Raw genomic sequence first — 20,459 nt, 5'->3', positions numbered from 1 at the left:
TGCGATATTGTATATAGACAACCAAAATCAAAAGTCATGAAAAAAAGCATATTGATGATTACTTTGGCCATTGCGCTGGCAGCTTGCAGTGCGACCAAAACGGATAATAATACCACCGACACTACCGCTACAGTAGCCCAACAGGGGCAAGCAGCGCTTGTGGTCGACCTTTTTGACAAAGAATGGAAATTGAAGGAACTTAACGGTCAAGCCATTGTGCTTGATACTACCTTTAAGCGAGAACCACAAATGGTTTTCCAGAAAGAAGGAGGTAAGCTTACGGGCAACGGAGGCTGCAACAGTTTCTCGGGTACTTATCAGTTGAAAGGCGACAACGGGATAGAGCTATCAGAAGGGGTTGCCACCATGATGGCATGTCCGAACCTTAAAATAGAAGGCGAGTTTTTTGCTGCCTTGAAGCTTGTAAAAAGCTATCGGATAGAGAACAGCAGCCTTTTGCTTGAAAGCGATAAAAAAAGCATATTGGCTAGGCTGGAACTTGCCAAGTAAAAAGAGTTTGCTTAATAGCTAAGTTCTGCAGTGCTTTAAAAACTTTGCAGGGCTATTTCCTCATTAAAAGAAAAATGGTAAAAACAGAACCTATTATTGCCGTAAAAGATGTTCGCGAAAGCGCCCACTTTTACCAGCAGTTACTCGCCTGTAAAAGCGAACATGGAGGTAGCACCTTCGAAATTTTAACCAGTAATGGGCAAGTGGTACTATGCCTGCATCAGTGGGGCGAGCACGAACACCCTACGATGTTGGCTCCAACAGAAAACAATGGCAATGGTTTAATCCTGTTTTTTAGGGTAGATGCCTTGCAGACGATTTTTGAAAATGCCCAAGCCATGCAGGCAGCGATCGAGAAAGAAATTCACTATAACCCTAACTCGTTGCAAAACCAGTTTACGCTAAGGGATTTGGATGGTTATTATTTGATCATTTCTGAATAGGGGATAAGGAGAGGATTGGTAGTGCTGAGTTGCTATCATTATTCAACTGCCCGTAGCCACTACCGTCATCTCGACTTTATGGAGAGATCTTTGCACTTGGTTTGGTACATTGGTGCTATTTATACACAAGCTATAGGCCTAAGCTAGTGCTGTTATGTAGACTTACGAAGTTTCAAAAACTTCGTAAGTCTTTAATCTTGATAATGGTTTCTACTTAAATGGGATTGCTAACTCAATTTAACACACTAATCCCTCTTCCTAACTTCCCGTCTTTTTCAAAAAAGATGTACTTTTATAGCATGCCAAAAGCATGTTCCTAAATGACAACACCACCCAACGAAATCATATTAGCCCATACCCACCTCAGTAGCCTTTCCGCAATTGATTTGCTTAAGCATGCCCAAAGTGGTGACTTTATGGAGCAAAAGGAACTGCACTATATTTACCCCATTACCTTGGAGCTTAACAATGGGGTATTTACCAAAAAGGGTGGGGTTAATTATCCTAGGGTGGCCGTAAGCCAGTTGGGAGATACGCTGAGTACTTCTTGTTCCTGTGCCCATGCATTGCCAAAACTATGCGAACATCAGGCCGAAGTGATTTATGCCATTTTAGAAGTGAGGAACTTGCGTGTTTTTTTTGATCAGCCTTTGCGATATCAAATGCTGCAAGCCACGGCAAGGGAATATGGCTTGGAAGCAGCACCTGATTTAGATGCCTATTTTGAACTGAATTACCACGAAGGTAAAATCCAAATCGCACCCAAGCTAAAGGGCATGCTAAAGGTAGACGTGCCTTTGCTCCAAAAAACATTGGCCCCACAACAGCCCTCTATCCTTAAAAAAATGGCAGCACAAGTCACCGATAAGCGGCAGCTATTGGTCATTGGTAAACACCGTTTCTATAACCAGCTCAACTTCCTGTTAATGGAAGCGGCCATTACACAGTCGGGGAAAATAAAAGCCCCTATTAATGAAGTTGCACCCATGTCATTGGTTTGGAAAGCAACCGCACCTGCCGAGATCAAGTTTTATACCGCCCTGCTCAGCTTCCAAAATAAATTTCATGAAGAAGATGCCGAAGCAGAATTGGAAGCTTTGAAACGCATGGTCGAAAATCCTTTGGATTTGGAAGTGTATTACCATGATAGGAGCCTTTCCGAAACCATTTCGACAAAGTCGTTGCTACCAGTAGAACTTACGCTGCTCAAAGCAGAACTTAAGCTCACTGTTTTTAAAAAGGAACCCTTTTATGAGATAACCGCCGAACTGTTGTTTAATGATATACTGCTTCCATTGAGCAGTGTGGCTCTTAGGCACGAATATTTTATCCACCATCGGCAAGCCTTCCATTTGGTGCAACATCCAGATTTGCTGCGGGTCATTAAATTCTTTAAGGCAAATAACGAGATCCTGATCATCCATTCGTCCAAGTACGAGGCATTTGTACAAACCGTACTGGCGCCATTGGAACATTTGGTACAAATCAATTATAGCTATATCCGCCAAGCTACCGCAGTACAATTGGCAGAAAAGGAGTTTTCAAGAGAACCTGTGATCTACCTATACCAAGAAGGTAGCTTTATTGCCATTACTCCTGTGATGAAATACGGTTCGGTGGAAGTTCCTGTATACTCCAAAAAACAGCTTTTTGATACCGATCAGAACGGTAACGAATTTAAGGTAGCCCGAGATCAGGAAGCTGAAACCCGTTTTACGGGAATGGTCTTGGAGCAGCATCCCGACTTTGCTGAACAAATAGAAGGTCCTGAATATTTTTACCTCCATAGAGACAAGTTCCTAGATGAAGATTGGTTTTTGGGAGCCTTTGAAGTATGGAGAAATCATGGCATTGCCATCCTTGGATTTAACGAAATCAAAAACAACCAGCTCAATCCACACACTGCCAAAATCAGCATCGAGGTGCTTAGTGGTATCGATTGGTTCAATGCCGAGCTAAAAGTAGGTTTTGGCAAGAAGAAGGCAAGCCTCAAACAGATTCATAGGGCTATTCGCAATAAAAGTAAATTTGTGCAATTGGATGATGGTACCAAAGGGATTTTGCCACTGGAGTGGATGGATAGAATTGCCCGCCTTTTTCAGGCAGGGGATTTGGAATATGAACTGATTAAAATACCCAAGATCAACTTTACAGAAGTCGCTGAACTGTTCGATAAAGCAGAACTAAGCACTGCTGTGCAAGAAGAAATTGAACTTTATACCCAAAAGTTTGCTCACGCAGGAGAGATTCCCAAAGTAGCAGTACCAGCAGACTTAAAAGCCCAATTAAGAGATTACCAACTGGAAGGCCTAAACTGGCTAAACTATTTAGATGATTATAATTTTGGAGGCTGTTTGGCCGATGATATGGGATTGGGAAAAACCCTACAGATCATTGCTTTTGTCCTTTCCCAAAGGGAGAAACACGGGCATACCACCAATTTAATTGTAGTACCTACTTCTTTGCTGTTCAATTGGGAACAAGAATTAGCCAAGTTTGCCCCTTCTATTAGTTTGTGGACGCATTATGGCGCCAATAGAAAGAAAAGTAGCGAAGGGATGCAAGTTTATGAAGTGGTGTTGACCAGTTATGGGATGCTGTTGTCGGATATCCGTTTCCTAAAAGATTTCCATTTCAATTATGTGTTTTTAGATGAATCGCAGGCCATTAAAAATCCTAATTCGGAAAGATATAAAGCCGCCCGATTGTTGCAGTCGAGGAACAGGGTGGTGCTTACGGGAACCCCCATTGAAAATAATACCTTCGATTTATACGGACAATTGTCCTTTGCTTGCCCTGGCTTGTTAGGCAGCAAACAGTATTTCAAGGATATTTATGCCATTCCTATTGATCGGTTCGAGTACAGCAAACGTGCTTTTGAACTTCAACGTAAAATTAAGCCCTTTGTATTGCGCAGAACGAAAAAGCAAGTAGCTAAGGAATTGCCTGAGAAAACGGAAATGACCATTTACTGTGAAATGAATGCCGAGCAGCGCAGAATTTACGATACTTATGAAAGGGAGTTAAGGGAGTTTATTTCGGCTACCAATGAGGATGAACTATTAAAAAATAGCATGCACGTGCTCACAGGTTTAACCAAGTTAAGGCAGATTTGTAATTCGCCCGTGTTGCTTAAGCAAGGACATTCTGGTACTAACGCAGTTAAAATAGAGGTGCTTACCGAACAGATCGAAAACAAATCAAAGGCACATAAGATATTGGTGTTCTCGCAGTTTGTAGGGATGCTTGATTTGGTGAAAGCTGAACTGGAACAGAGAAATATCCCTTTTGAATATCTTACGGGGCAAACCAAGGATAGGGGGAGTAAGGTACAGAACTTCCAAACTAACGATGAGATCCGTGTGTTCCTCATTAGCTTAAAAGCAGGGGGAGTGGGGCTTAACCTTACCGAGGCCGATTATGTTTACCTGATAGATCCTTGGTGGAATCCAGCGGCTGAAAACCAGGCCATTGATCGCGTTTACCGTATTGGACAGGATAAACACGTCGTGGCCGTACGCTTGATATGTTCCAATACAGTGGAAGAAAAGATCATGAAGCTTCAAAATAAGAAGAAGCAATTGGCACAGGACGTAATCCGCACAGATGCGTCTTTTTTCCAGTCGCTATCTAAGGAGGAATTAGTAGGGATGTTGTAAGAGTAGTCTTAAGAGATTCGGCAGCTTATTAAAGCCTCTCGATGCATTCTAAGCCGTGTATATATTGTAAACTGTTCGGGTTGAGATCGTCGAATAACAAAAAGCCGCCCGAAGGCGGCCTATTTATGGTTTATTTCTTGATTACTTTTATCGCGTTTCTGTTGCCTTTGCCTGATAGTACCAAGCTATATGTTCCTCTGGCAAATCCCGACAAGTCAATATTAAGAAAGGAGGCATCTGCGGCGATAAGCATTGTCCGCAGAATCTTTCCATTATTGTCTACCAGTTTGGCCGTAGCATAAAGGCCAGCTTTGAACGATACATTTGCATTGGTATAAACGGGGTTCGGATATACCGATACTTCAGATTTTGCAATATCGAAGGAAACTGATTTGGTCTCCAATATATTTTCTGTGCCATCTACATCCACCTGTGAAAGCCTATAGTAGTTGTTCCCATTCATTGGCGTTCTGTCGGTGTAGGTGAAGTCTTTTGCCACCGAGCTATTTCCACTGCCCTTAACGTTTCCAATAGCGCTGAATATCCCGTCATCACCACTACGGTAAATGATAAATTGACTGTTGTCCTTTTCAACTGCCGTAGTCCAGTTCAACTGGATGTAATTTTCCCTGACAGCTATATTGAAACGCATCAGGCCAACGGGCAGGGTTATCGGTGTTACTGGGCCTCTCAATGTACTTTCGACCGCCGTACCATTTAGCGCCCCATCCCTTGGTGTTACCTCAAAGGAAATGTATTTGTTCACATCTGAAGCGGTCAGTACGTATGTTGTGGATGAGGCTGATGCAATAGCTGACTTATTCAGTCCAGAAGCATTGTCCGACCTATACCATTTGAATGTTGAGCCACTTTCCGCGTTACTTTCCGCGTCAGCATATGTATATGTTCCAGTCAAGGTCTGTCCTTCTTTCAATGTTCCAGTATTGGCTACATTGCTCGCTGTAGGTGCGGTGTTTGTGGCCGTGGTCATCAGGCGGAAATTATCAAAGGCCATTGCACCTGGGGTCTGGTTGTTGACGAAAATCCTGATCCTTATGTCAAGTGTGTTGCCCGTGCCAGTAATATTACCAGATAATTCGGTAAGTGCGCTTCCTAGGGCTGGACCATCGCCAATCATGTCTCCATTCGTATCACGAGCCATCTTTCCACCATTTGCCGTAGCATCGTTGGGATAGATCGCAATCGACTGCTGCCAGGTTGGACTGCCATCAATCCGATACTCGATGATCATGTAGTCCAGTGCAAAGTTGTTAGTCGCATCATTGAAGAAGATGCCTTGAAATGTTGCCGCCGAATTCGCTCCAAACAGCCCCTTAAAGGTGATGCCTGTTTTGCCCGTTATGTTGATGCCAGACCAAGTGATAGACTGTGAAGGTGAAATGGTATTGTTGCCGCCGCAGGAAGGGCCACGGTCGATGTCCATCGCTCCAAAATATTTTAGGCTGTTATATCCAGTAAATGCGTCTGGCCAGGTGATGTCGGAACCATTAGTCCTTTTGAAGAAGCCCGATGAACACTTGAACTCAGTTATTGATGTGGTACGGCTTCCAACGGAGGGCGATCCTGTATCTTCGAAATCGTCCGACCAGAAGGTCTGCGCCGATGCATTTAAAGAAAATAAAAATAGCAGTAAAGCTCCAATGAGATGGGATTTTTTCATGTCGATAAGCGATTAATTGTTGGTTACAAGTTAATCGCTGTTTTACTGTAGGGCCTAATACTATTTTAGCTTTTGTTTTGCTTATATGTATTAGAAAGAAGACTGTTTGGTTTGAAAGATGTCTTTCTGAAGATCTTCTGTTCAGCAGATATTTGTTGAGCGTGGTAATGTTGTTGAGCACTTGTCAAAGCAAAAAGCCCCAACTTTCGTTGAGGCTTTTAGATCTCATTTGACAGCGATATTTAAAATAGATCGTTTTTGAACTGATGATAGCTTGCTCAAGGTTTTAACCTATCTCCAGATATATGAAACAGATTCAGTAAATGAACTAGAGGCAGAATTTGATGATGCTGTTTTGGAGTCAACCAGCTTTCCATCAATATAAAGCTCTCCCTTTATTCCTCCAGGGCCAAAAGCAATAAAACCTAAAGAAACGTCATCATAAGCATTTACGGTTCGATTTATCTTTTTACTAAAAGGCAATGCCACATTAGTGAGCCTATCTGTACCTCCGTTTTCATTGGTATAGCTTATATCTAAACCGCTAGGGGTGCCAGAAGCTACTGTGCACTTGTATTCAATGCTTACATTTTTTGGATAAGTCTTAGTAGGGTCATCAGCCTTGTCTTTTTTGCAGGATACCAAGGTTAACACCATTGTAGAAATTAGAGCGGAGAATAAAAAAAGTTTTGTTTTCATGATCATCGATTTAAAATTTCAGAGTTTTAATGGCAAAGGTGAAGCACTAAGAAATGATAATCGCCCCACGAGGCTTCGTGGCACCTTTTTTATTGGTTAGTTAGAAAGGGTGTTCCATTTAAATGTTTGGCTATTAGTCGGATATTTCTTTTCAATGAGGTCGTTCTTGAAAAGAAATGGTTAATGCCAGTAATAGGAATTGGGTATTGATTAAGCTTTATGATGCTCTATTGCCATAGATTTTCTGAAGAAATCTGAGGGAGATTTGCCTGTAAATTTTCGGAAATTGCGATTGAAAGATGATTTGGAATTAAAGCCGCAATCAAAAGCAATTGACAGTAGCGTATAGTTTTGGTTTTTTTCGTCAGCAATCATTTTTACACATTCATCTACCCGAAGCGAGTTGATATAGTCGTAAAAACTCTTGTTAAATTTAGAATTGATCACCTGCGACAAAGTAGCATCTTTTAGTTTTAATGTTTCGGCTAATTTGCTTAGTGTTAGTTCAGCATTTTTATACAGTTTCTCTTGTTCCATTACCTTGTTGAGTCGCAAGAAAATACGTTGACCTTCTTCTGCGGTAAGTGAAGACCAGTCGTATTTCATTTTACCAGGCAACAGTATTTCTTTGGATAGCTCTTCAGAAAGGTTTTCTTCTTGTGAAGATCCTACATGGGTAGGATGTTCGGCAGTTATCAGATTAGAGGACGTGTTAGTTGTTTTGAATATTTGCTGTTGGCGCACACCAAAAAATCCAATAAAACAGATGTATAAAGAAGCACTGAAATAAATACTCTCTTCGGTGGGATAAAAAATAACGAAAATCCAAATTCCAGCGATACCCGCGATAAGGTAACGCAACCAATTCAAGCTGATTTTATCTGTATTCGAAAATTCTTCGCTTATTTTTTCTTTGTATCGATGCAGTAAAACCATTGCAGCTAAAACATAAATAATTCCTGAAATGATAATGCCAACATTCGTGATGAATCCAGCGGTTTTGTAGTAGTCGGAGGAAAAGCCTTGATCATAAAGTAATAGTTTTTGCGCTGGGTTTCGTAGCAAAAAAGACATCCATAAAAGATAGGCAACAGCAACAGGTAAAAAGTGAAGTAACTTTTTCTTGCTAAATTTTATTGGCGTGGTAAGATGAAGGATATATAGATACAAAAAAGGCCCGTGAACGAGTGCTAATAAATCTCCCCAGCCTATTAAACTGGGGAATTGGCGATAGCTTCCCGAGACCTGCAAATATAAACTGGCTAAATGAAGTGTTGCTACCAGCTGCCAAATCATTAATAGTTTATCTGCAATTATTTTGTTTGGCTTAACTGCCAGGAGTACGAACAGGTATAATGAAATTGCAATGCTGGTGAAGTATAACATGCTGTTGTTTTGTATGGGTAGCCCGATGTTATTAATCAACTCAAAAATATGAAATATATTCAAGTTCTACCTTGTTGGTTGCAAACAGCAGTTTACCATCAAGTTCTTTGTCCTTATTTTTTTAACACGTTTAGTAAATGAAGAAGCTTCTTTAAATGCAAAAAGCCCCAACTTTCGTTGAGGCTTTTCGTGATCCCGCTGGGATTCGAACCCAGGACCACTACATTAAAAGTGTAATGCTCTACCAGCTGAGCTACGGAATCTTCCTTCGTTCTAAGGAGGTGCAAATATAGAAACATCCACTTTTCCTTGCAAATAAAAAATGCTTATAAGTTGTACTGCGTTGATTTTTAGTCGAATTATTTGCAATATGCCTATTTAGTATAGCTCACAAAAGCCTCTTTAGTCCATTAAAACGTCACATTTGTGATTTTACCTGCACATTAAAATAGGCATTGTATATTTGTGCTTATGCAAAAGAGAAAAATTGTAGTAGCGGTTACAGGAGCAAGTGGAGCAGTTTATGCCAAGTTATTGTTAGATAGTCTTGCTAAACTGTCGACGCAAATAGAAAAAGTAGGCGTGGTAATGTCTGACAATGCGAAGGAAGTTTGGCAATACGAACTGGGCAACAAGGACTATGAGCACTATCCATTTGATTTTTATGCCAAGACCGATTTCAATGCCCCTTTTGCATCAGGATCTGCCAAATACGACACCATGATTATTGCGCCCTGTTCCATGGGAACTCTGGGCCGTATTGCCCACGGTATTTCCAACGACCTAATCTCCAGAGCAGCCGATGTGATTTTGAAAGAACGTAGAAAGCTGATTGCTGTAGTGCGTGACACGCCTTTCAGCCTCATTCATTTACAGAACATGAAGCTGGTGACTGAGGCAGGAGGAATCATCTGTCCTGCCAACCCCTCTTTTTACAGCTTGCCTAAAACCATTGAAGAAGTGGCTCAAACCGTTGTGGATAGAGTCGTTGATTTGGCAGGATTAGAAAAGGAAAGCTACCGTTGGAACGATTAATCAAACTATGTACTTTTGAAACATGAAAAAAATCTTTACTAGCGCTTTTATTATATTCTCGTTATTTTCTGTCAATTTGTTAAAGGCACAAAAGGACTATGTAGTTACGCTTGCTGGCGATACACTTTTAGGAAAAATCAAAAAACCTTTTTTAGATGGATTTAAATTTCAGGAGACGGGCAAAAAGGAAACGTTACCTATTAATGTTGAGGCACACAAAGAATACTTTAAAGCAAAAGATAGTACCCACTATGTTGCTGTCAAAGTATCAGCTTCAAAAAAGCCAGAATTTTTAGAGCGTTTAATTTTTGGGAAAATCCAACTATTCGTAAAAATAAATAATCATCCTGGATCGATGAACGGAGCAACTGGCGTGATGATGCCTGGTAGCAATACGTCTTTTTGGTACGCAGGTTTTGATGTAGATAGTTTAAGGGAAATAAAAACCAGTGGTTTATTTGGGTCCCGTGCTGAAAGAGAAAAGAACTTTCATTCCCTCATTGAATCTTATCCTGAGCTATTAGAAGATTTTAAAAAGGAAAAAGATTTTAGTTTCGAGATGTTAAGGTCATATATCAGAAAGTATAATTACTATTTCGAGCATATCAAGAAAGAGACTAAGTAATTAGGTGCCTAACTTATGACTTAAAACTTACCGCAGGCAATTTACAACTAAGTACATTTTTGTATCTTTGCTGCCTTAATGAAAAAAGTAGCTTTTTATACACTGGGTTGTAAATTGAATTTCTCTGAAACTTCAACAATTGGCAGGTTGTTCACCGATGCTGGTTACAGCGTAGTTGAATTTACCGATAAGGCAGATGTGTATGTCATCAATACTTGTTCAGTAACAGACCATGCCGATAAAAAATGCAGGAAGGTAGTAAAAGAAGCACTTAAATATTCACCCAACGCCTACGTAACCATTGTAGGTTGTTATGCACAGCTTAAGCCACAGGAAATTGCCGAGATTGAAGGTGTTGACATGGTTTTAGGCGCTGCCGAAAAATTCCGTATTGTAGAGTTTATTACCGATTTGACCAAACAACCAAAGGCGGTAGTACACCAACAAGATATTGAAAAGGTGAATCATAATTTTATTGCCGCTTATTCTATTGGCGATAGAACCCGTACTTTCCTAAAAGTGCAAGATGGCTGTGACTATCCATGCACCTATTGTACCATTCCATTGGCGCGTGGCGGCAGTCGTAGCGATACCATTGAAAGTGTGGTGCAAAAAGCACAACAAATTGCGGCCAGTGGTGTCAAAGAAATTGTACTTACTGGGGTAAACCTTGGCGATTTTGGAATTAGGAATGGTAACAGAGAAGATCGCTTTTTTGACTTGGTAAAAGCTTTAGATGAGGTAGAAGGAATCGAAAGAATCCGTATTTCATCGATAGAGCCTAATTTGCTGAGCAATGATATTATTGAATTTGTGGCCAGCTCTAAACGTTTTGTACCGCATTTCCATATTCCTTTACAATCGGGATCTAATAAAATTTTAGGCCTAATGAAACGTCGCTACCAACGCGAACTTTACGTGGATAGGGTGGCTAAAATTAAAGAGCTGATGCCTAATTGCTGTATCGGTGTTGATGTGATTGTAGGCTTCCCTGGCGAAACTCAGCAGGATTTTTTGGATACCTACGAGTTCCTGAATGGCCTTGATGTTTCTTATTTGCACGTGTTTACCTATTCGGAGCGTGAACAAACCGAAGCGGCTGTCATGAAAGGCAAAGTCACTGGAAGCACCCGTTTTGAGCGCAATAAAATGTTGCATATTCTGTCTGATAAAAAGCGTAGAGCTTTCTACGAATCGCAAGTGGGTGCAAGTGCTCAAGTGCTTTTCGAAGACGATCAAAAGAATGGTTTCATGCATGGTTTCACTAAAAACTATGTGAAGGTTAAAGCCAAATACGATCCTTTAATGGTTAACGAATTGAAGGAGGTTAAATTGGTTGCCCTTACTGCCGATGGTGAAGTGGAAGTTGCCGAGCTAGAAACGGTTTACGCACACCATTAGGATTTACGAGTTACGAATTACGATTTTAGATTGGAATAGCTGTCTTTGTAATTTTAACCATTAAGGAATTAAGAAAAATGAAGACTTAATATACTTAATTCCTTAATGTTTGATTTTTACTAAATCTATTTTGAAAAGCAATCTTAGTAGTTGATCACAACGCTGGCCCCGCTTTACATTTCAATCTTTTTGATTCCCCTCCCAAACCTATGAGGTTTTCCCCAGCATCAAAAAGGATTTCCATTCCAATCGGGTTTATAACACTTAAACCTGTGCACAAAGCCAGCCAGCTAAACCCGATAGGAGCGAGCACGCAGCAAAGCGAAGTAAAGCGGATAGCGGGACTGCCGAAACAACCAGCGCAGCACCTTGTTTTTCTATTTCTAAAAATGACTTTGTAAAGGCTGAAAAAGCTAGTGAAAAGGGCAAAAGAATGGGCAAATTTTATATATTCGCCTAAACTTTTTACGTATGTTTCCAACCGTATCACATTTTATTTCGTATTTATTTGGTATTGAAGTGCCCTTGCCATTTAATACGTTTGGTGTATTTGTAGCATTGGCCTTTTTGGCTGCTTATTGGGCTTTTAGCAAAGAGCTTCAACGCAAGGAAGCGCTGGGGTTGATTAAGCCTACAAAGCGTGTGACCGTGGTGGGCGAGCCTGCCAGTACTTGGGAATTAGTTTCAAATGGTGTTTTTGGCTTTCTGATAGGTTATAAATTGATTTACGCATTGGTGAACTACAAATTGTTTGTCGCCGATTCGCAATCCGTTTTGCTTTCGACCAAAGGAAACCTATTGGGAGGTTTGGGCCTGGCAGCACTTTTTGTGTACTGGTCTTATAAAGAAAAGGAAAAAGTTAAACTACCTACGCCTAAAAAAGTAGAGGTAACTGTTCGTCCGCACGAATTGATGAGCCATATGATTGTTTGGGCAGCCATATGGGGCTTTTTAGGTGCTAAAATATTCGATAACCTAGAGCATTGGGATACTTTCATTAACGATCCTATTGGCGGCCTGCTTTCTTTTAGTGGTTTAACCTTTTACGGAGGTTTAATTTGTGGTGGTGCTGCGGTGCTTTATATTGCTCGTAAAAATGGCGTAAAACCACTTCATATGCTTGATGTGGGTGCACCTGGGATGATGTTGGCTTATGGTGTAGGTCGTATTGGCTGTCATCTTTCTGGTGATGGCGATTGGGGAATTGTTAACCTTAACCCGAAGCCTTTTAGCTGGTTGCCAGATTGGTTGTGGGCCTATACTTATCCTAACAACGTGGCGGGCGAGGGCAATCCTATTCCTGGCTGTGTGGGTAAATTCTGTAATGAGTTGCCACAGCCTGTATATCCAACGCCTATTTACGAGGTGATTGCAGCATTGTTGATTTTCTGGTTTTTATGGAAAATTAGAACCAAGGTAAAAGTGCCAGGAGTGATGTTCGGTATTTATATGATGTTTGCTGGCGTGGAACGCTTCTTGGTAGAATTGATCAGGGTAAACTCTAAGTATAACGTAGCTGGAATTCCATTTACACAAGCTGAGTTGATCTCATTGATTTTATTTATTGGTGGCATACTACTAGTCGCATATTCGTCTAAAAACAAAGATAAACTAGCAAACTATTAGCAAATGAACTACGAATTGTTATGCAACAAGGTAATTGCCATTGCTAGGCTTACAGGTAACTTTATTAGAAAGGAATCCTTAAGTTTTGATGATGCCAAAATAGAATATAAAGGGCTTAATGACCTTGTTTCGTATGTAGATAAAACTGCAGAGAGACAGTTGGTGAAGAACCTGAAAAAGGTATTGCCAGAGGCTGGTTTTATTACTGAAGAGGATGAAACGGAGAACACCTACAATCAACCTTTTACCTGGATCATTGACCCTTTAGACGGAACGACTAATTTCATTCATGGAATACCTACTTTCTCGATCAGCATTGCGCTTTATGAAGGTTCGGAGCCAGTATTGGGGGTGGTATATGAAATTAATAGGGGAGAGATGTTTTACTCTTACAAAGGTGCTCCCGCTTATTTGAACAATAAGGAAATTAGAGTATCACGGTCTTCTAATTTATCACAATGTTTGTTGGCTACGGGTTTTCCCTATTATCAATTTGATAAGCAGCCTCAATACATTCAGTTGTTTACGGAAATGATGCAGAAATGCCATGGTTTACGTAGGATAGGCTCGGCAGCTGTTGATTTAGCCTATGTAGCTTGTGGTCGTTTTGATGCTTATTTTGAGTATAATCTTAATTCTTATGATATGGCTGCTGGTGCGTTTTTGGTCAAACAAGCTGGCGGACAATTGCATAATTTTTCTGGTGGCGATGAGTATTTGCAAACCCGAGAAATTGTCGCTTCTAATGGTTTAGTCACTCAGGAAATCCTGAATACGATTAAAAAGCATTTTAATTAAGCATTTATCGACTTTAAAAGGTTTCTTCTTTCTTTTTACAAAAAGTGTTTAGATGTTTGAGTGCTTTTTCTATCCTGTTTTTTAAGTTTTCTTCGCCCTCCTGTATATACAAATAATTATCCGTTGAATTTTGTTTATAGGTGCTTTGCGTCATTCCATTATATATTTTAGCGGCATCAAAAGAGTATTGTAGCTGCCCAAAGCGGCCTAACGAAGTGATTGATGTTGGGGCTGTAATTCGATATACTTTTCCTTGCGACCATTTTGTTGGCTCATCAATGGTTGAAAAAACCATTTCACATTCATTGATGGTAACGATGGTGATTTTTGCGGTACCGCAGTAGGCATTTTTACTCAATTTTTCAGTTAACCAAGTAATGGTTTCTTCTTTTGTTTGTGCACTTGAGGTAAAAGCCAAGGAAAGAAAAGCAAGTGATAGTACTATTTTTTTCATATTGTTGTGATAAGAAGATAGCCTGTTTTTATTTATTACAGCTGTAAGCGTAAGTGGTATACACAAACTCTACATTTGGGCTGTTGTTCTTTATGCGAGCAACATACTCGTCCATTTTTCTTTTAGCGTCATTATAACTGCTTATTTTCTCACTTTTTCCAAAAATAATCCCGCCATAGCTGTCTCCATCATAATAGCTGTTGGTTTTATTGTAATTGGCCAATAACCATGTCTCATAAGCTTTTCTTGCTTTAATTTCAGTTTCCCAATCTTTGCCGCACGAAGGCTCGTAACGGTTAAGTCCAGTGATGTAAATTTTCTTTTCATCCGAACGGTGTTTCAGAACAATTACATAGTAATATTCACCAACTTTGGTGTTCGTTTTTGGATTTGTAAACCCGAAGGTGATAAGAATGCCTAAAGCAAATAAGATAAATTTGATTTTTGAAATAGCGCTCATGGTTATTTAACTTTATGTTAAAGCTCGCCATCTTCTTTAAAAGCTCAAATACTTATTAATAGGTATTTTAGTGATGTTTTGTTAGGGATTTCCCTTTAATTGGAAAGTTTTTTAATGAAAAATGGGCCCTAAAATAAGGCCCATGTAATCATTTATATTCAATATTTTCTCTTATAATGCTTCAGAAACTACTTCTTTCACTTCTGGCACCATGCGTTGCAATAAATTTTGGATACCTGATTTTAGCGTGATGGTACTAGAAGGACAACCACTGCATGAACCTCTTAATTCTACCGTTACAACGCCTTCATCAAAAGATTTGTAGGTAATGGCACCACCATCTTGCTCTACCGCTGGACGAACGTAGTCGTGCAAAATTTGTTGGATTTTGATTTCAGTTTCAGAACCTTCAAAGTTAGGAGCTTCATCTGCAGCATCCTTAATTTTCAGTTCAGCTTCTACAGCACCCTTTACAAACTCTTTTAAAATAGCTTCAATGTCGCTCCATTCTGCATCATCAGTTTTGGTGATCGTTACAAAATTACTAGCGAAGAAAACACCATTTACAAAGTTGAACTTGAAAAGTTCTTTGGCAAAAGGTGAGCTTTCAGCACTTTCTTTAGTCGCAAAATCTTCACTGCCGTTAATTAAAAGCTTGTTTACCATGAATTTCATGGTTGCTGGATTGGGAGTTTGCTCTGTATATACGTTTATGGTCATGTCTAATCAAATTTACAAATACAAAAATATATAATTGCAATACCAAGTCATGTCTATTTTAGGTCATTTATACTAGTGGCTAGGTATTAGTGGTTAGGGACTGGTTTAAATTCCAAACGCCAAAAAACCAACTAAAATATGCCTGTATAGCTGAATGGTGTAATTTGTTTCAATTCGGCTTTAATGTTATCGTTCACCTCTAGACCATCAATAAATACAGCAATGGTTTCAGCTGTGATTTTCTGGTTAGTCCTAGTCAATGCTTTTAAAGCTTCGTATGGGTTAGGATAAGCTTCTCTACGCAATACGGTTTGAATAGCTTCAGCCACTACTGCCCAGTTATCTTCCAAATCAGCATCAATAGCCTGTTGGTTAAGGATAATTTTACCTAAACCTCTCATGGTAGAGTTGATGGCAATTAAGGTATGCGCTATTGGCACACCTACATTTCTAAGTACAGTTGAGTCGGTTAAATCTCTTTGCAAACGAGAGATTGGCAATTTAGCCGCTAAGAACTCGAACACCGCGTTGGCAATTCCTGCATTTCCTTCTGCATTTTCAAAATCAATAGGGTTTACCTTGTGTGGCATGGCCGATGAACCCACTTCACCTTCCTTAATTTTTTGTTTGAAGTAGTTTTTAGAAATATAGGTCCAGATATCGCGGTCAAGGTCAATAATGATGTTGTTGATGCGTTTTAAACCATCGCATTGCGCTGCGAATTGGTCGTAATGCTCAATTTGTGTCGTGTATTGGGCTCTGCTTAATCCTAAAACATTATTTACAAAGTTGTTAGAAAAATCAACCCAGTTAATTTGAGGGTAAGCAATGTAATGTGCATTGAAATTTCCTGTAGCACCACCAAATTTTGCACCGTTGGGGATGTTTTTCAATGTGGCTAACTGTACTTTCAAGCGCTCTACAAACACCATAAACTCTTTGCCAAGTTTGGTTGGCGAAGCTGGTTGTCCGTGGGTGTGCGCCAATAGGGGTACATTTTTCCATTCTTCGGCTAGTTGGCTTAATTTTTCAATCAGCTGTTCCAAAGCAGGAACGTAACTTTCTGTTAAGGCCAGTTTGAAAGTATAAGGAATAGCTGTGTTATTGATATCCTGTGAAGTTAATCCAAAATGGATAAACTCTTTGTAGGCTTGCAGGTTCAATCCATCAAATTTAGCTTTGATGAAATATTCAACCGCTTTCACATCGTGGTTGGTTACACTTTCGGTGTCTTTTACACTTTGAGCATCCGCTTCGTTAAACGACTGGTAAATGTCTCTCAACTGTGGAAACAGATTTTTATCAAAGTTTTCAGTCCCTGGCAAATTGGCTTCAACTAAGGCAATGAAATATTCTACCTCTACCAAAACGCGATATTTGATTAATGCGTACTCAGAAAAATAGTCGGCAAGTTTAGCGGTAGTTTTTCTGTAACGGCCATCAATTGGAGAAATAGCTTGTAGAGGAGATAAAGTCATATTTTGCTGATTTTTATTAAGATGTGCAAAGTTAACATTTGTTGGCTATTAACATAGCCGAAAAAGCAAATTGACTAATGCAACACGATAATAGAACAGTTTAGTGAATTAAAACAGTTCAGTACATTGATAACCCAGTTTTTTAACGCTTTCCACTACTTTTCGAGACGAAATGCGTTTTCCCTCAATGCGTAATATTCTGTCGCAGTCTTGCAAATCAAAGTTAATTTGGCAACCGAAAACCAGTTCTTGTAAACAACGCATAATGTAGCTAGCATCTTTCGGGCAACCTACATTGGTTTTAAAAATTTTAATGTCATTCATCATTAGATTAGAAAGTTTACTTTTTGCTTTTTGCAAAAGGATTAAAGGAAACACCTAAATTTAAATACATGGCACCATTTGGTTTGGCCTCAAAAAGGTAATTGTCAAAGGATTTGCTCTTTTCAAACACCCTTCCCGACGTAATACTCTTGTAGCCTGTTTTAATGGTTCCTATAAATGAACCGCCAAAATAATGTTCGTAAATAGCACCCATGTTAATTTCAACCTGTCTAAATTCGTGAGTTCCTGAGGAACGGTTGAATTGGTAAAGATAAAGCCCCGTTCCATCAAGTTCGGCACCAAGGGAAACTCTGCCATTGCCAAAAACTTCCTTTTTGAGTAGTAATCGTTGTGGTAAAACTACATCAAGCATCCAATCGCCTCTAAATTTATGTTCATATGAGAAGGTTGGAATTACTGGAATTTGTGCACTAGGATCAACAATACCCACTAGGCCCAGTGTCATTTTGGTTTTTAAATTGGCTTTCAGTATCATGGTAGCGGTTAGTAGGCCCTTTACCCTTTCGAAATTTTTCTCACTACCGTCAACCACCACAGAACCTGAATAAACTACCATTTTATCTAAAAGCTTAGCGAAATAGGCAAAATTTAGCGAGGAAGTATGGTAATGGTAGGTGTTTTTTACAATCGTTTTCAGCTGATCGTCGGGGTTAGTGTAAACGGTAGTTGCACCCATGTATCGATAGCTAAATGACCCACCTAACGACCACCTTCTCTTTTTAATGAAATTGGGGTTTAGGTTGATCTTTGTTTGGTGCATGTTGCTGATTTCACCACTGGTTTGTGGGCCATTTAATAAGCTCGAATTGAATTTGTGAGAGGCTAACTGATAGTGTTCTATGTTGAGTACTCGGGTCGAAGGGAATTTATCGGCGACATATGCTGTAATCTTTTCAGGAATACTATCTTTTTTCTGCCCAAAAGATTGACCATATATTAACAACAAAACGAAAGACAAAGTGGTGCCTTTATTTTGGGTAAATATTTTGTTGAGTGGTCTTTCGGAGTATTTCGCTAATCTTAAATACATTTTTGTTTTTATTGCAAAAAAGAAGAAAGTGTTGCGGGTTTTATTTCTTTTTATACCAAGCTTGCTTTTTTTTATACCAAGTAGGCTTTGGTATAATTTATATGCCATTTCGTATAATTTATGTCGATGCCAAGTTTTTTATATCGCTATTTTTGAGGCGATTTGAATATGAAAGACAACTTTTCTGCAGATGATACTTTAAAAGCTTTTCAGAACAAAAAGCTGATTAGTTTTTTGATTGATGGCCGTTACCGATATGTGAGACATGCAATTATGCTGCTTAGTTTGCTGCTCATATTATCCAATGCAAAATCCACCAGTGATTATAGTGATCGTTACGAACAATATAGCTTGTTGGTGTATTATTTGGTAATTGTCTTCTTAGTCTATATCAATATCTATCTGTTAGTGCCCATGTTTTTCTTTAAGGGCATGTACATTGCTTATTTAACCGTACTAATGGTGTTGTTGGCTTTGGTCATGTCGGTTATGTTTTCCGTTATAGAGCAGTATTTTGAACCTCATCGTATTTTGGAGAGGCATCCAATCAGTTTAACGAGGGTAATTGTTTCTGGCGTGGTGTTTTTTGTGCCTTTCATCATGGTTTCAACTACTATTAAATTGGTACAACGTTGGATTAAGGACAATGAACGAATTAGCGAATTGAAAAATATTACGCTAAGAATGGAGCTGAATGGACTTAAAAATCAAATTAATCCCCACTTTTTGTTTAATATGCTGAACAATGTAAACACCCTGGTCAAGGTAAATCCACAAAAAGCTTCGTTGGTGATTTTGAAATTATCTGATTTTTTGCGCTATCAGCTTTACGACAATGATGAGGAGTATACAAACCTTAGCGCTGAGCTTGATTTTTTATCAAACTTCCTGAATTTGGAAAAGATAAGGCGTGACGATTTTACGTTTGACATTGACGTTAGTCATGGAGATAGGACCATATTATTGCCTCCTAACCTCTTTACTACTTTTGTAGAAAATGCCGTAAAACATAGTGCTGATGTTACTGGTGGACATAGTTATGTTCATTTATTGATTGTAGCAGATGAGCATCGTTTGCATTTTAGATGCATCAATTCAATTGTTGGTAACGAGGGATTGCAACCGCCGTCGATAAGAGGGGGGATGGGGCTTGCCAATATTAAAAGAAGACTGCAACTGTTGTACGCCCATAATTATCATCTTACTTCTGAAACATCTGCGAAAGAACATATAGTAAATTTAATCATTCCGATATGACCTGTATCATTGTAGATGATGAACCTTTGGCCAGAGAAGGCCTGCAAGCGCTGATAAAAGAAGTTTCGGATTTGGAAATCGTGGGGCAATTTTCCAGTGCTTTTCTGGCTTCCGATTTTTTAGCAAGGAATGAGGTTGATCTGATTTTTTTGGATATTCAGATGCCTAAAGTAACGGGGTTGGAGTTTGCTGCTCAAATCTCTAAGCAAACCATGATCATTTTTACCACAGCTTATGAACAATACGCTTTAAAAAGTTACGAGTTAAATGCTTTTGACTATTTGCTGAAGCCCATAGGTATAGAACGTTTGGCAAAAGCCATTGATAAAGCACAAGCTTATAAGAAATTGCTACTTGCCAAAACACCTAAAGGCGCTGCTGAGACAGATGAGGAAGATTACTTATTAATTAAAGCAGATAGAAGGCAGTATAAAATCAACTTTAAGGATATCCAATTTATTGAAGGGCTTAAGGATTATGTGATTGTTTATAGTGGAAGTCAAAAGCTAATTACGGCGATGAACCTGAAGAACATTCAAAGAAAGATCAGCTCGCCTAGTTTTTGTAGGGTGAGTAAGTCCTACATTGTGAATATTAATCATGTAGTATCGTTTGATGCGCGTACAATATATATTGACCAGTTTGAAATCCCTATTGGTGAAATTTACCGTATGGATTTTTTAGAGCGCTACTCGTTAAGGTTTAGTCAGGGACGAAAAATCTAGCATTTATCAAAAAGGCAGTAAAATGAAAAAGTCCCGCATTTGCGGGACTTTTTTATGCTTTCACTAAATTTTGGCTTAGTGTTTTACAGTTGAATCAACAACAGTAGTGTCAGTTTTAACAACTGTA

General features: G+C 39.3%; 18 protein-coding genes and 1 tRNA gene. 10 read left to right on the top strand and 9 right to left on the bottom strand.

The features are described from left to right. Positions 1-36 precede the first annotated feature (36 nt). The 3 genes from DUT70_RS20590 to DUT70_RS20580 all read left to right on the top strand — a co-directional run bounded on the left by DUT70_RS20590 (position 37) and on the right by DUT70_RS20580 (position 4,612). Positions 37-510: an META domain-containing protein gene (locus DUT70_RS20590; RefSeq protein ID WP_128353415.1), complete on the top strand. Its 474-nt coding sequence runs from the start codon at positions 37-39 to the stop codon at positions 508-510. A gap of 74 nt (positions 511-584) precedes the next feature. Then, positions 585-953 carry a VOC family protein gene (locus tag DUT70_RS20585; RefSeq protein ID WP_113649273.1) on the top strand — a complete coding sequence of 123 codons (369 nt, stop codon included), beginning with the start codon at positions 585-587 and terminating at the stop codon, positions 951-953. Positions 954-1,273: 320 nt separating this feature from the next. Next, the gene (locus DUT70_RS20580; RefSeq protein ID WP_113649255.1) at positions 1,274-4,612 is read left to right on the top strand and encodes a DEAD/DEAH box helicase; all 3,339 of its coding nucleotides are present in this window, start codon (positions 1,274-1,276) and stop codon (positions 4,610-4,612) included. 130 nt (positions 4,613-4,742) lie between these two features. Here the strand turns inward: DUT70_RS20580 and DUT70_RS20575 are convergent, their stop codons facing one another. From DUT70_RS20575 to DUT70_RS20560, 4 genes are all read right to left on the bottom strand, one after another. Beyond that, positions 4,743-6,293, bottom strand: coding sequence for a T9SS type A sorting domain-containing protein (locus DUT70_RS20575; RefSeq protein ID WP_113649254.1), 1,551 nt, complete (start codon positions 6,291-6,293; stop codon positions 4,743-4,745). 291 nt (positions 6,294-6,584) lie between these two features. Continuing rightward, on the bottom strand, positions 6,585-6,992 hold the full coding sequence (locus tag DUT70_RS20570) for an MmpS family transport accessory protein (RefSeq protein ID WP_162926686.1): 408 nt from the start codon (positions 6,990-6,992) through the stop codon (positions 6,585-6,587). A 210-nt stretch (positions 6,993-7,202) separates the two neighbouring features. Continuing rightward, positions 7,203-8,441 carry a helix-turn-helix domain-containing protein gene (locus DUT70_RS20565; protein ID WP_113649252.1) on the bottom strand — a complete coding sequence of 413 codons (1,239 nt, stop codon included), beginning with the start codon at positions 8,439-8,441 and terminating at the stop codon, positions 7,203-7,205. A gap of 127 nt (positions 8,442-8,568) precedes the next feature. Further along, positions 8,569-8,641, bottom strand: a tRNA-Lys gene (locus DUT70_RS20560). Between the two features lie 208 nt (positions 8,642-8,849). Here DUT70_RS20560 and DUT70_RS20555 point away from each other — a divergent pair. The 5 genes from DUT70_RS20555 (at position 8,850) to DUT70_RS20530 (ending at position 13,863) form a co-directional block, all read left to right on the top strand. Next, complete coding sequence (locus DUT70_RS20555; protein WP_113649251.1) at positions 8,850-9,413, top strand: UbiX family flavin prenyltransferase; 564 nt, start codon at positions 8,850-8,852, stop codon at positions 9,411-9,413. Positions 9,414-9,435: 22 nt separating this feature from the next. Beyond that, positions 9,436-10,038: a hypothetical protein gene (locus DUT70_RS20550; protein ID WP_113649250.1), complete on the top strand. Its 603-nt coding sequence runs from the start codon at positions 9,436-9,438 to the stop codon at positions 10,036-10,038. 78 nt (positions 10,039-10,116) lie between these two features. Continuing rightward, on the top strand, positions 10,117-11,439 hold the full coding sequence (gene mtaB / locus DUT70_RS20545) for a tRNA (N(6)-L-threonylcarbamoyladenosine(37)-C(2))-methylthiotransferase MtaB (RefSeq protein WP_113649249.1): 1,323 nt from the start codon (positions 10,117-10,119) through the stop codon (positions 11,437-11,439). Positions 11,440-11,910: 471 nt separating this feature from the next. Further along, positions 11,911-13,065: a prolipoprotein diacylglyceryl transferase gene (locus DUT70_RS20535; protein ID WP_113649247.1), complete on the top strand. Its 1,155-nt coding sequence runs from the start codon at positions 11,911-11,913 to the stop codon at positions 13,063-13,065. A 3-nt stretch (positions 13,066-13,068) separates the two neighbouring features. Beyond that, on the top strand, positions 13,069-13,863 hold the full coding sequence (locus tag DUT70_RS20530; protein ID WP_113649246.1) for an inositol monophosphatase family protein: 795 nt from the start codon (positions 13,069-13,071) through the stop codon (positions 13,861-13,863). A 13-nt stretch (positions 13,864-13,876) separates the two neighbouring features. Here the strand turns inward: DUT70_RS20530 and DUT70_RS20525 are convergent, their stop codons facing one another. The 5 genes from DUT70_RS20525 to DUT70_RS20500 form a co-directional block, all read right to left on the bottom strand. Further along, on the bottom strand, positions 13,877-14,317 hold the full coding sequence (locus tag DUT70_RS20525) for a hypothetical protein (RefSeq protein ID WP_113649245.1): 441 nt from the start codon (positions 14,315-14,317) through the stop codon (positions 13,877-13,879). Positions 14,318-14,345: 28 nt separating this feature from the next. Then, positions 14,346-14,777, bottom strand: a complete 432-nt coding sequence (locus DUT70_RS20520; RefSeq protein ID WP_113649244.1) for a hypothetical protein — start codon at positions 14,775-14,777, stop codon at positions 14,346-14,348. 171 nt (positions 14,778-14,948) lie between these two features. After that, positions 14,949-15,497, bottom strand: a complete 549-nt coding sequence (locus tag DUT70_RS20515) for a NifU family protein (protein ID WP_113649243.1) — start codon at positions 15,495-15,497, stop codon at positions 14,949-14,951. 131 nt (positions 15,498-15,628) lie between these two features. Then, entirely contained in the window at positions 15,629-16,975 is a 1,347-nt protein-coding gene (purB, locus tag DUT70_RS20510) for an adenylosuccinate lyase (RefSeq protein ID WP_113649242.1), read from the bottom strand. Positions 16,976-17,315: 340 nt separating this feature from the next. Beyond that, complete coding sequence (locus tag DUT70_RS20500) at positions 17,316-18,350, bottom strand: hypothetical protein (RefSeq protein WP_128353413.1); 1,035 nt, start codon at positions 18,348-18,350, stop codon at positions 17,316-17,318. A gap of 168 nt (positions 18,351-18,518) precedes the next feature. Here DUT70_RS20500 and DUT70_RS20495 point away from each other — a divergent pair, with 168 nt between their 5' ends. Continuing rightward, positions 18,519-19,607, top strand: coding sequence for a sensor histidine kinase (locus DUT70_RS20495; RefSeq protein WP_113649239.1), 1,089 nt, complete (start codon positions 18,519-18,521; stop codon positions 19,605-19,607). After that, positions 19,604-20,332 carry a LytR/AlgR family response regulator transcription factor gene (locus DUT70_RS20490; protein WP_113649238.1) on the top strand — a complete coding sequence of 243 codons (729 nt, stop codon included), beginning with the start codon at positions 19,604-19,606 and terminating at the stop codon, positions 20,330-20,332. Before DUT70_RS20495 ends, DUT70_RS20490 begins: the two co-directional genes overlap by 4 nt. The last annotated feature ends 127 nt before the right edge of the window (positions 20,333-20,459 follow it).

This window comes from Pedobacter chitinilyticus (genome assembly GCF_003313385.1).
Classification (GTDB): Bacteria; Bacteroidota; Bacteroidia; order Sphingobacteriales; family Sphingobacteriaceae; genus Pedobacter; species Pedobacter chitinilyticus.
This window is presented reverse-complemented; position numbering and strand designations above follow the sequence as displayed.